Annotated in this window: 12 protein-coding genes and 1 pseudogene; 3 read left to right on the forward strand and 10 right to left on the reverse strand. The window is 70.2% G+C overall.

Annotation, left to right across the window (positions count from 1 at the left end; translation table 11 throughout):
- Positions 1-1800 (forward strand): signal peptide peptidase SppA (gene sppA / locus B1991_RS02990; RefSeq protein ID WP_136257227.1); only part of this gene is annotated, 1800 nt, incomplete at its 5' end.
- Between the two features lie 9 nt (positions 1801-1809).
- Here the strand turns inward: sppA and B1991_RS02995 are convergent.
- Positions 1810-2016 carry a hypothetical protein gene (locus B1991_RS02995; RefSeq protein ID WP_136257228.1) on the reverse strand — a complete coding sequence of 69 codons (207 nt, stop codon included), beginning with the start codon at positions 2014-2016 and terminating at the stop codon, positions 1810-1812.
- A 104-nt stretch (positions 2017-2120) separates the two neighbouring features.
- Between B1991_RS02995 and B1991_RS03000 the strand changes: the two genes are divergently transcribed.
- Positions 2121-2915, forward strand: coding sequence for an SDR family oxidoreductase (locus B1991_RS03000; protein WP_136257229.1), 795 nt, complete (start codon positions 2121-2123; stop codon positions 2913-2915).
- A gap of 5 nt (positions 2916-2920) precedes the next feature.
- Here the strand turns inward: B1991_RS03000 and B1991_RS03005 are convergent, their stop codons facing one another.
- The 9 genes and pseudogenes from B1991_RS03005 to B1991_RS03040 form a co-directional block, all read right to left on the reverse strand.
- A complete protein-coding gene (locus B1991_RS03005; RefSeq protein ID WP_246031038.1) occupies positions 2921-4057 on the reverse strand; it encodes a GGDEF domain-containing protein in 1137 nt (378 codons plus the stop codon).
- Between the two features lie 239 nt (positions 4058-4296).
- The gene (fabG, locus tag B1991_RS03010) at positions 4297-5034 is read right to left on the reverse strand and encodes a 3-oxoacyl-ACP reductase FabG (protein WP_136257230.1); all 738 of its coding nucleotides are present in this window, start codon (positions 5032-5034) and stop codon (positions 4297-4299) included.
- A gap of 13 nt (positions 5035-5047) precedes the next feature.
- A complete protein-coding gene (locus tag B1991_RS18595) occupies positions 5048-5530 on the reverse strand; it encodes a hotdog family protein (protein WP_484335227.1) in 483 nt (160 codons plus the stop codon).
- A 108-nt stretch (positions 5531-5638) separates the two neighbouring features.
- A pseudogene (locus tag B1991_RS03015) lies at positions 5639-7945 on the reverse strand (MMPL family transporter); the annotation flags it as partial.
- Positions 7946-7947: 2 nt separating this feature from the next.
- On the reverse strand, positions 7948-8604 hold the full coding sequence (locus B1991_RS03020) for a LolA-related protein (protein WP_136257231.1): 657 nt from the start codon (positions 8602-8604) through the stop codon (positions 7948-7950).
- Entirely contained in the window at positions 8531-9487 is a 957-nt protein-coding gene (locus B1991_RS03025) for a lysophospholipid acyltransferase family protein (RefSeq protein WP_136257232.1), read from the reverse strand. Before B1991_RS03025 ends, B1991_RS03020 begins: the two co-directional genes overlap by 74 nt.
- A complete protein-coding gene (locus B1991_RS03030; RefSeq protein ID WP_136257233.1) occupies positions 9484-9786 on the reverse strand; it encodes an ApeI family dehydratase in 303 nt (100 codons plus the stop codon). Before B1991_RS03030 ends, B1991_RS03025 begins: the two co-directional genes overlap by 4 nt.
- Complete coding sequence (locus B1991_RS03035) at positions 9783-10502, reverse strand: COG4648 family protein (RefSeq protein ID WP_136257234.1); 720 nt, start codon at positions 10500-10502, stop codon at positions 9783-9785. The genes B1991_RS03030 and B1991_RS03035 overlap by 4 nt, the downstream gene beginning before the upstream one ends.
- Before the next feature lie 166 nt (positions 10503-10668).
- The gene (locus B1991_RS03040) at positions 10669-10935 is read right to left on the reverse strand and encodes a phosphopantetheine-binding protein (protein ID WP_136257235.1); all 267 of its coding nucleotides are present in this window, start codon (positions 10933-10935) and stop codon (positions 10669-10671) included.
- A gap of 91 nt (positions 10936-11026) precedes the next feature.
- On the opposite strand from B1991_RS03040, the gene B1991_RS03045 reads away from it, so the two are divergent.
- Positions 11027-12019, forward strand: coding sequence for a chorismate transformation FkbO/Hyg5 family protein (locus B1991_RS03045; protein ID WP_136257236.1), 993 nt, complete (start codon positions 11027-11029; stop codon positions 12017-12019).
- Positions 12020-12066: the final 47 nt, after the last annotated feature.

Raw genomic sequence — 12066 nt, forward strand, 5'->3', positions numbered from 1 at the left:
AACATGGTCCGGCTGACCATCATCAACCTGGTGTTCTTCGCGTTCCTGGCGATCGTGCTGATCCTGGTCGTGGCCGCCACCGCCGCCGACGAGCATGGTGTACAGCCAGACAGCGTGCTGGTGCTCAAGCCGCAGGGGCAGCTGGTCGAGCAGTACAGTGCCGCGCCGCTGCAGCGGGCGATGTCGCGGCTCTCCGGCGAGGACGTCAACCAGGTGCAGCTGCGCGATCTGGTCGGCGCGATCGACGCGGCGGCGAAGGATGCGCGGATCAGTCGCATCCTGCTGCTGCCGGGCGAGCTCGACAGCGGCGGCTTCGCGGCCCTGCGCGAGGTGGGCGCGGCGCTGGACCGCTTCCGCGCCGCCGGCAAGCCGGTGATCGCCTGGGGCGTCAACCTGGACCAGGGGCAGTACTACCTGGCCGCCCATGCCGACCGGGTGCTGCTCGACCCGCAAGGCGGCGTGATGCTCACCGGCCTGGCCAACTACCGCCTGTTCTACAAGGACATGCTCGACAAGCTCGGCGTCGACGTGCACCTGTTCCGCGTGGGCGAGTTCAAGAGCGCGGCCGAACCGTACATCCTCGACCACGCCTCCGCCGAGGCGAAGCAGGCCGACAGCTACTGGATGGGCGGGTTGTGGGACGGCTACCTCGACGAAGTGGCCGGCTTGCGCAAGATCGACCCGGCCACGTTGCGCGACGATGTCGACAACCTGCCGCAACACATCGCCAGCACCCAGGGTGATCTGGCCAAGCTGGCGCTGGACCAGCACTTGATCGACGGCACCGCCACCCGCGCCGAGCTGATCGCGATGTTGCGCGGGCAGGGCGTGCCGGCCGGGGAGAAGCAGCAGGGCTTCCGCCAGGTCGATCTGGCACGCTATGTCGACCACCTGCCGCGCGAGGGCAAGCTGCTGGCCCCCGGCGTGACGGTCGTGGTGGCCGAGGGCGAGATCGTCGGCGGCAAGCGCGCGCCGGGTGCGGTCGGCGGCGAGTCCACCGCCGCATTGATCCGCACCGCACGCGAGGACCGCCGCACCAAGGCGCTGGTACTGCGCGTGAATTCCCCCGGTGGCGAGGTCTACGCTGCCGAGGAAATCCGCCGCGAGGTGGCGCAGACCCGCGCGGCCGGCATCCCGGTGGTGGTGTCGATGGGCAACGTGGCGGCCAGCGGCGGCTACTGGATCTCGATGAACGCCAATCGCATCCTGGCCGAGCCGAACACCATCACCGGCTCGATCGGCATCTTCGGCATGTACTACACGGTGCCCGGCACGCTGGCCAAGCTCGGCATCCGCAGCGACGGCGTCGCCACCGGTCCGATGGCCGGCGCCTTCGACATCACCCGTCCGCTCGACCCGAAGGTCGGCACGGTGATCCAGGCAGTCATCGACAAGGGCTACCGCGACTTCGTCAGCAAGGTCGCCGAGGCCCGCGGCAAGTCGTACCCGGACATCGACGCGATCGCCCAGGGTCGCGTGTGGACCGGCCGCCAGGCCCTCGAGCGCGGGCTGGTCGACCGGCTCGGCGGTCTCGACGACGCCGTGGCCGAGGCCGCGACACTGGCCAAGCTGGGCAAGGACTACCCGGTGCGCTACGAGGAGGCCCCGCTGGGCAGCTTCGAGCGCTTCCTGGTCAATCTCAATCGCGACGCCAGCACGCACGTGCTGCAGTCATGGGGCGTGCGTCTGCCGCGCTGGTTTGCGCAATTGCCCGAGCTGGCGCCGGAGCTGGAGCTGCTGCGTCACGCCAGGGCCGGTACGCCGAACATCTACGCCGACTGCCTGTGCAGTCCGCGCTGAGGCGCAGCGTTACTGTTGTTGCGCCTCGATCTGCTTGCGCTGCTCCTCGGCGTGCTTGTCGACCAGCTTCTGCACGTCCTTCGCCCGCTGCTCGTCCGCCTTGAGGGCATCGAAGGGCGTGCTGGCGGCGGCAGCCGGTTTGGCCTGGGGTTCGGGCGGCTTGCTCGAACAGGCGGCCAGGGCCAGCACGCAAAACAGGAGAGGCAACGGCTTCATGAGGGAGTTCCCGGCGAGACGACCCGGCGAGTGTCCCGCCGCGTGACGCCACAGGCAAGCTGCCGGGCCGAGCGCGGTTGCGGACACGTTGCTAAGCTGGCGCCATGAACAGCCTCCCGTACAACCGCGCGGACGCGTGGCAACTGCGCGGGCATACCGCCCTGGTGACCGGCGCGAGCAAGGGCATCGGCCTGGCCACGGCGCGCGAACTGGCCGGTCTCGGCGCCGACCTGCTGCTGGTGGCGCGCGACGAGGACTACCTGGAGCAGGTGCGCGTCGAGCTGGCCGAGGACTTTCCCGCGGTCCAGGTGCTGGCCTGCGGCGCCGACCTGGCGGAGGCAGAGGAGCGCCTGGCGGTGTTCGACTGGATCGCCGACCTGGGCGCGCCGCTGTCACTGCTGGTCAACAACGCCGGCGGCAACCAGCCCGCCGCCACGCTGGATTACACCGACGAAGCCTGCCAGGCCATCTTCGAGCAGAACCTGTTCTCCGCCTTCGCGATGTGCCGGCTGGCCCATCCGCATCTGGTCCAGCATGCCAATGCGGCGATCGTCAACGTCGGTTCGGTTTCGGCGGTCACCCACGTGCGCACCGGCTCGCCCTACGGCATGAGCAAGGCGGCCCTGCACCAGCTCACCCGCAACCTCGCGGCGGAGTGGGCAGTCGACGGCATCCGCGTCAACGCGGTCGCACCGTGGTACATCCGCACCCAGCGCTCGGAGCCCGCGCTGGCCGACCCGGATTACCTGGACGAGGTGCTCGACCGCACCCCGCTGCGGCGGATCGGCGAGCCCGAGGAGGTCGCCGCCGCGATCGCCTTCCTGTGTCTGCCGGCCGCCGGCTACGTCACCGGCCAGGTGCTGGCGGTGGATGGTGGATTCCTCTCGTACGGGTTCTGAGCGGGTCAGAACAGGTCGATGCTGCCGGCAGCGAGGCCGCGGCCGAGTTCGCCGCAGGCGCCGAGTTCCTCGTAGCCGCGCACGCCGTCGCGGCCGTGCTGCTTGACGAAGTACAGCGCCTGGTCGGCGCGGTCGAGCGCCACGGCGGGATAGTCGTGCACGCCGATGCGCGAGTAGCCGATGCTGACGGTGACGTGGCCGACCAGCGGAAAGGCGAAGCGGGCGACGTGCGCGCGGAAGCGTTCCAGCACGCCGTGCACGGTGACCTCGTCGGTGGCGCTGAACAGGGCCACGAACTCCTCGCCGCCGAAACGGAACAGCACGTCGCCGCGGCGGAAACAGGCGCGCATCTGCTGCGCGAGCAGCAGGATCACCTCGTCGCCATAGACATGGCCGAAGTTGTCGTTGATGTGCTTGAAGTGGTCGATGTCCACGATCGCCAGCCACACCTGCGCCGCCTCGCCGGCCGGCGCCGCGCGCTGCTCCTGCGCGGGCGGAACGGCAAGCGGATACGGCCGCAGCGGCCTATCGCGCAGTTGCAGCATGCGCTGCAGCTGGCGCTCGAGACTGCGCCGGTTGTACAGGCCGGTCAGCTTGTCGTGCTCGCTCTCGTGCAGCAGCGCGGTGTAGTTGGCGTAGATGCGTGCGAAGCCGTCGATCAGCGACCGGCTGCGCAGCGGTGCCAGCGCGCTGTCCAGTTGCAGCGCACCGATCGCGCGCCCTTCGCGCACGATCGGCACCAGCTGGCGATGCAGGCCGTTGCGGGTCTCGGTCTGCGCCTGCATGTCCTGCAGGCAGCGATGGACCGGGCCCAGCGCCGCGCCCAGGCGTTCCGGTTCCAGCGGATGCACATGGTATGCGCCGCGGCTGTCGGGTGAGCAGCACACCACGCTTTCCAGCACGCTGTCCTCGGGGAAGCACTTGGCCAGGGTCACGCGGCGCGCGCCGGTCAGCTCGGCCAGGGTCAGCACCAGGCTGTGGTCGAGCGCGTCGAGGTCGCGATGGTGGGTGAGCGCCGCCAGCGAATCGAGCACGCGCCATTCGTCGGGCACCTCGACGGCCGCCGGCGGTGCCATCAGCACCTCGCCGCACGGGTCGGCCAGCTCCAGGCTGTCTTCCTCGATGAATTCGTGTTCGATCACGGACACTCCCGGCGCCGCGCGCCCGGATTCGGTTGGCGGGGATCCGGCTGGGCCCTCCATTGTCGGTATCGGCCGCGCGGTGACGGTCTTTAGCGCGGGGTCGGAACCGGCGAAAAAGCCACTTCCCGTGGTTCTCCCCTGGCGCGGGCCCGGTACACGCACGGGCTCGCTCGCGTGAAGCAGTCACTCGGGTGACGGCTTCATGTCCGGCCAAAAGTGAGAGATCGAGTCACGACCTCTCAGGCCATGCCGCCGTTCACCCCGATCACCTGGCCGTTGATATAGCCGGCCGCGTCGGAGCACAGGAACGCGACCAGTGCCGCCACCTCCTGCGGCGTGCCTGCGCGCTGGGCCGGTACCAGTTCGCGGATGCGTTCGGGCGGGAACGCCGCCTCCGCCATGCGCCCCTCGATCACCCCCGGCGCGACCACGTTGACGGTGATCCCGCGCGAGGCCATCTCGCGTGCCAGCGACTTGCTGGCGCCGTGCAGCGCGGCCTTGGCGGCGGCGTAGTTGGTCTGGCCGCGATTGCCCAGCCGCGCCGCGACCGAGCCGATCGACACGATGCGGCCGAAGCGCGCACGCGCCATCGGCAGCAGCAGCGGCTGGGTGACGTTGAAGAAACCATGCAGACTCACGTCGATCACCCGATGCCATTGCTCGGCGCTCATCCCGGCCATCGGCGCGTCATCGTGAATGCCGGCGTTGTTGATCACCGCGTGGATGCTGCCTTCGCCCAGCAGCACGTCCAGTGCCGCGCGGCTGACCTCGGCGTCGCTCACGTCGAAGGCGGTGGCCTGCGCGCTGCCGCCGCCGGCGACGATTTCGCCGACCACCGCCTCGGCACGATGCAGGCTGTGGTTCGCGTGCACGATGACGTGGTAGCCGCCGAGGGCGAGTGCATGGGCGATCGCGCCGCCGAGCTCGCCGCTGCCGCCGGTGACCAGGGCGCGTCGCAGGGAGGATGGGGCTGGCATGGGCGACCTCGAATCAGGGTTGGGGGTGGATCACCGCGGCGCGGCCGCTGCACAGCAGCCGGCCGCGATGCTCGACGCGGAACGCATACTGGGCGCCGCCGTCGTCGGCGTACAGACATTCGGCATGGACGTCCAGATGGCCATCCAGATGATCGACGTATTCCTCGAACAACGCCACCTCGCGCAAGCTGACCAGTCGACCGGGCCGTGCCACCTCGCTGCCGCGGGCGCGCGCGAGCAAGCCGCCGTGCACCGCCATCGCCTGCGCACCGTACTCGGCCAGGTGCACCGCGTGCAGGCCGTGTTCGCCGCGCAGCGGGTTGTCCGCGCGTGCATGGCCCGCGCTGGTCGCGTGGATGCTGCGCTCGTCCCACGCCAGTACCGCATCGAGCAGGCACATGCTGCCGGCGTGCGGGATGAGATGGGCCCAGTCAGTCTTGAGGAGCCTGTCAGGCCTTGGCCGGCCGGGCTGCGAATCCGTCTGTGGGGTCCATATTCCTGCCGCTTCTTGATCCATGGAACTACCATGGATCGGCAAAGCGGCAGCAATCTGTCCTCCCACAGCCGCCTTCTCGCCTCGACCGCCAAGGCCCGACAGGCTCCTGGCATGCGGCGCCATCAGGATCGACAGGCAGAAATGGAAGGCCACGCCCAGGCTCACCGTGAGCCCGATCGCACGCAGCACCGGAATCGTCGCCCACGCCAGCATGCCGAACACCAGCAGCGCAGACAGCACGCAGACCAGGGTGGCATGCAGGGTACGCCGCTGCTCGGCCGGGTCGCCGGTGTCGCGCTCGAAGAACAGTGCGTAGTGCAGCCCGAGCCCGCCGGCCAGGATCAGCGCGACCAGGTGGAACAGCGAGATCTCGATGCCGGCCACGCGCTCGACCGCCAGCACCAGGAAGGTGGCCAGGGTCATCGGCGCCAGCACGTGCCAGGCACGGCGCGCGCTGCGCAGGGCGACCGAAATCGTCACCACCAGCAGCAGGCCGGCCGCCAGCAGCGCCTGCAGGATGCGCGTGCGGTAGGCGGCCACCAGCGATTCGGAGGCGGCCTTGAGATCGAGCAGATGTACCGCGCCGGCGCGATCCGCGCCCAGCGTCTGCAGCGCCGCCACGTCATGCACGCCGCTGACCGTGGCCAGGCCCAGCCAGTGGCCATCGCGCTGCACCAGCATGGCGGCCAGGCGCTGGCCCAGCGGCGTCTGCGCGTAGCGCTCGGGCGTCAGCGGCGGCAGCGCGCGTGCGGTTTCCACGTCGTCGACGAACGGCTGGAACAGGTCGGCGCGGAACGGCATGCCCTGCAGCGCCCCGGCCAGTGCATGTTCGAGCGTGGCGCGATCGGGCAGCTGCTGCTGTCGCGCGCGTTGCTGTGCCACGGTGGGCAGATAGCGCGAAGGCAATTCGATCGCGTCGACCGCATGTCGCGCCACCAGTGCGTCGGCCTGCGGCTGCAACGCTTGCGACAGCGCCAGCACGCCCTGTTCGGTGGGTGCCTGCAGCAACAGCAGGTAACGCACGTCCGGCGCACCCAGCGCTTCGCGCAGGCGCGCATCGTGCTGCAGCAGCGCGGTCGGCACCGGCGTCAGCGCGGCCAGGTTGTTCTGCCAGAACGGGCCCGGCGCCAGCGCCAGCATCGCCGCGATCGCCAGCGCCACCAGCAGCGGAATCCAGCGCGGGCGCGGCAACCGGTCGAGCCAGCCGCGAGCGCGGATCAACCAGCCCATCGCGGCCACGTCGCGCACGCGCCGCGGCAACAGGTGCGGCAGCAGGTAGCGCGTGCTCAGGCCCGCCACCAGCAGGCCGACGATGGTGAACACTGCCAGCTGCTGCAGGCCGGCGACGCCGGAGGCGTAGAACGCCAGGTAGGCGATGCAGGCCGAGGCGATCGCGGTAAGCAGCAGCGGCCACAGGTCGCGCACGCTTTGCAGCGCGTCCTCGCCGGCGCGGCGGTGGCTGAGCACGCGGATCGGGTATTCCTGCGCCACGCCGAGCAGGGTGAAGCCGAACGCCAGGGTGATGCCGTGCACTTCGCTGAAGACGAGGGTGAGCGCGGCGATGCCGGCCAGTGCGGCGCTGGCGATCGGCAGTGCGGACAGCAGCAGCGAACTCACGCTGCGATAGGCCAGCAGCAGCAGGGCGATGAAGCCGATCGTGGAGATGCGCCCGATCCAGTCCGCCTGATGCCGCGTCTGCGCGCCGATCACCACGCTGAAATAGCCGGGACCGCTCAGTTCCAGCTGCGCGTCGGCGCTGCCGGGCAACGCGTGGAACGCCTGGCGGATGCCGTCGATCGCCTGCTCCTGCGCGCCGGGGTCGAAGCCGGCGGCGACGGTCTGCACCAGCAGCAGCGCTTCGTGCTGCGGGGTGAACCACACGCCATCGCGCAGCTCCGGCGATTTCGCCGGCGCCCAGCGTTCGGCCAGCTTCAGCGTCTCCAGCGTGGGGTCGCGCGGCAGCAGGTCTTTCAGCAGGCTGGCGGCCGGCGAGGACAGGTCGTCCAGCCGCTGCTGCAACTGGTCGGCGAGATAGGCCTCGCCCAGTGGCTGCGTGTCCAGCGTGGGCGAGAGCAGGTAGCGGTACGGCAGCAACTGCGGATCGAGCGAGGACAGGTCGAAGCTGCCGTTGAGCACCTGGCTGTAGCGCGCGTCCTTCTTCAGCGCGGCGGCGAGGCCCTGGCTCAAGCTGGCCAGTTGTCCGTCGGAAGCACCGGAGATCGACAGCAGCAGCAGACGCGAACCCGGCCCCTCACCCACCTGTTCCATCAGCAGGCGTTGGTCCGGCGTGGTCGGTGCGGGCATGAAACTGCGCAGGTCGCTGCTGACGTGCAGGCGCTGGCTCACCATCCAGCCGAGCCCGGCCAGCACCAGCAGCCAGACCACCAGCAGCGTGGCGCGGGCGCCGCGGTGCATGTTCAGGGCGAGTCTGCGCACAGGGCCTGCAGCTCTGCGCGGGTCGGTTCGGCCGGCATTTTCTCGGCGAGCGGGCCGAGCAGGTCGACCGCCAGATCGCCGTCGGCCTCCTGCATGTGCATGCAGCGCGACTGGTCGCCCAAGCCGTCGATGCGGATGCGCGCGACCGTCTTCGCCACGCGCGCGTCGCGCGGCACCAGGGTCAGCGTCCACGCGCCGGCGGCATCGCCTTCGCGCTGGATCTCGAACGCCTGCTGCAATCGGGCAGCGTCACCGCTGAGCAAGGCGACGAAGCTGTCCAGCAGCACCTGCAGCTGCGGCGCACGCTTGAGCGAGAAGTGCCGCGCCGGTTTGCCGTCGCGCTGCTGGGTCACCTCGCCGTCGGCGATCGTTGCGGTCTCCGCACGCGGCTGCTCGACGCGCCGCTGCAGGCGGTCGTCGCCCAGCCAGGACAGTTGCCCGGAGACTACCAGCGGACGATCCAGCATCTTGAGGAAACGCGCCTCGGCGAACGCGGTGTGCGCCGGTGCCGGCTGGCGCAAGGCGGCGATCACGGCCTGCGTCGAGGTGGCCGCGACCGCCGGTTCAGACGCCCACGCGGTGGCCGCCCAGCACGGCAGCAGCAGGCTCAGCAGCAGGCGGGTCTTGCCAGAAATCATAGAAGTTGAACCAGTTGTAGGGAGCGACGCGGATGTAGTGCTCCAGCCGTTGCGCGTAGCGCTCGAGCAGGGCGTCCAGCGCCGGCCCCCGATCATGCCGGGGGATCTCCACCCGCTCGCTGAACGGCTCGAACACCAGCCGGTAGCGGTTGCCGCCGAGGTAAAGCCCGAAGCACAGTACCACCGGCACCTTGAGCGTATGCGCCAGCAGCCACGGGCTGACCGGAAACGGCGCCGGCGAGCCCAGCAGGTCGGCGCGGCGCAACACCTCGTGGCCGCGGCCGCGGTCGGCCAGCATCGCCACCAGCGCGCCGTGCTGACAGGCTTCGGCCATGGCCAGCGCGATCGAGGTGCCGTCCTGCGCGGCGTCGATCACGCAGGCACCCACCTCCGGCGCCAGCGCTTCCAGCAGCTCGGTCATCGCCGGGGTCTTCTGCTTGTCCAGCACGACCCGCAGCGGCAGCTCGGGCCGGCGCGCGCCGATCGCGCGCAGCGCCTCGAAGCTGCCCTGGTGCGAACCCAGCAGCAGCACGCCACGACCCAGCGCCGCGCGCTGTTCCAGCAGGTCCAGGCCCTGCGTCTCGAACTGGAACGGCTGCTCGCCGTGGGCGAGCAGGAAGACCCGGTCCATGATCGTGGCGGCGAAGCAATGGATGTGCTTGAGCACCTGCCAGGGCGTGGCCGGGCGACCGAACACGCGCTCCAGGTAGCGCGCCGAAGCCCGTCGCTCCGGCCCGCGGCGGCAGTAGAAATACAGCGTGATCGGATACAGGCAGCAGCGCCCCAGCCGACGCCCGCCGTGCAGGGCGATCGTGCGGATCAGCCACAGCGCGAAGCGGCCGCCGCCCTCGGGCCGGCTCTGCCAGTGTTCGCCGCCGCTCATGCCTCGCCCTCGATGACGCCGCGCGCCAGCAGCATGCCGTCGCGCTCGATGCGGAAACGGACCCGCGAGGCCGATGCGGCGACGGGCATCAGTTCCAGCCTGGCCGGTTCGCCGGGCCGCAACGGCGCCACGAATTTCGCCTCCGGCACGTGCACCAGTCGCTGGCCACGCCACGCGCGCAGGGCCAGCGCCAGCTGTTCCAGCAGCAACACGCCGGGCACCAGCGGCTGCCCCGGAAAGTGACCGGGCAAGGCCGGGTGGTCGGCCGCGAACTGCAACGCCTGTGCGTACCCGTTCATGGCGACACGCTGCCGTTGCCGTGCAGCAGCTGCGGCCAGCGCAGAGCCAGTTTCAACAGCATGTCGTGCAGACCCGGATGGCTGAGATGGCGCAGGCGCCAGCGCCGCCAGGCGTACTCCAGCAGGAACGCCGCGCCCAGCAGCAGGTAGCAGCCCACGTGCAGCCATGCCGAGGCCCAGCGCTCGGGCACCAGCCACGGCGACGTCACCCCGAGGCGCAACAGCAACCCGTCATGGGCGGCGAACAGCAGCAGGCCGCTCAACAGCAGCGCCTGTGCCGCCAGCAGCACGGTCCAGAACCAGGTGATCTGCCGCGCATAACCCGCCACGCCGGGCTCGCGCAGCCGCTCGGCGCCTTCGATCGCCACCACGAAGCGCGCCACCAGCGGCTCGCCGCCGATCAGACTGCGGCCGAACCAGCATGCCAGCGCCACGTTGATCAGGATCGGCACCGCCTCCAGCAGCAGGTCGGCCAGCTCGAGCCGCGACGCCATCCACACGCCAGCCAGCATCAGCAGCCACAGCAACCACGGCAGCGGCCGGCGCGACTGCAGCCGCGGCAGCATCAGCACGCTGGCCAGCACCGCCAACGCCAGCAGCGCGAAGATCGGACGATGGGTGACCACCCCGGCGATGGCGAACACCGGATAGACGAGCAGCAACCACAAGGCGTGGCGCCGCGAGGCCGGGGCATGGATGGATGCGGCGGATTTCATGGGCGATTCCGCGACGACTCGGTCGACAGCGGCAGCTTGCCACGCGTGGCGCACCGTGGCGTGACGAGAGCGGGAAGCGCGATGCCATGCGACGTCAAGGTGTCCACGACCACCTCGCTGCGCGCGGCAGCGGCGCGCGTAATCGTGCCATCCAGCGCACGACCGTTCAGGCGCGGTGCTGTTCGACGTGGCTGGACAGATTGCGCAAGCTGGCGAAGATCTGCCGGTTTTCCGGATTGTCCGAGCGCAGCTGGAAGCCGTAGCGCTTGGAAACGGCCAGGGCGATCTCCAGTGCGTCGATGGAGTCGAGCCCCAGCTCGCCACCGAACAGCGGCGCATCGGGGTCGATCTGCTCGGCGCTGACGTCCTCGAGGTTGAGGCATTCCACCACCAGGGTGGCCAACTCGTGCTGCGCCTCTGTCTGTTCCGCCATGCTCGATTCCGTACGCCAGATACATTGCCTCCCCCCGGTGGCAGTGGGCGCAGAGTGTAACATAGCGGCCTTGTCGTTCCGGTTGGCCAGCATGACCCAGGGATGTGAAAACCCGCAGGTGGAAGTTCGGGCGCGGCGGGCGCCGCAGGTGTCCTATCGCATGGCGCAGGTCGCCACCCTGCTGGAAGCGGCGGGCACCCTGGCGGTGTTCGGTTTCGATCCGTCCGTCCCCTCCGGTGACGATCCGCGCCACCTGCAGGTGGCGCTGGCCAGCACCGATGCTCCCGCCCCGCTGGAACTGTGGCAAGTGGACGGGCCGGTGCGCTGCGGCATGGAAGGCGCGTTGCGGTGGTCGACCGGCGGCGGCTGGCTGTTCGCCGCGATCGAGCTGGACGAACGCGAACACGGCGGCACCCTCGCCACCGCCCGACAGGCCTACGACATGCTGCACCGGTTCGTCGCCGGCCACGACGCGCGGCACGTGCTGCGGGTGTGGAACTACATCGGCGCGATCAACGACGGCGAAGGCGATGCGGAACGCTACAAGCGCTTCTGCGAAGGCCGCGCCGCCGGCATGGGCGATTTCTTCGCCGAGGGTTTCCCCGCCGCCACCGCGATCGGCCACCTCGCGGCAGAACACCGCCTGCAGGTCTACCTGCTGGCCGGCGAGCAGGGCGGCCACCGGGTCGAGAACCCGCGCCAGGTGAGCGCATGGCGCTACCCGCGGCAATATGGGCCCACCCCGCCCAGCTTTGCGCGCGCGATGATCCTGCCGGCCCGCGACACGCTGGCCATTTCCGGCACCGCCGCGGTCGTGGGCCACGCTTCGGCCCACCACGACGACCTCGACGCGCAGCTCGAGGAAACCCTGACCAACCTGGACGCGCTGCTGGCCAGCGCCGACATGCGCGCCGGCTTCGACGCGCACTCACCGCTCAAGGTCTACCTGCGCCACGGCAGCGACGCGCCGCGCGTGCGCGACGCGCTGCAACAGCGCCTGCCGGGCGTACCCCTGCTGCTGCTGCACGGCGACATCTGCCGCCGCGAACTGCTGGTCGAGATCGATGGCTGGCGCTATGCCTAGTGCCTGGGCGAGGAGTGGAGTGAGAGAAGGCAGCAGCAGAGCGTGCT

Origin of the sequence: Rhodanobacter lindaniclasticus (assembly GCF_004799035.1) — a bacterium.
Lineage (GTDB): Bacteria > Pseudomonadota > Gammaproteobacteria > Xanthomonadales > Rhodanobacteraceae > Rhodanobacter > Rhodanobacter lindaniclasticus.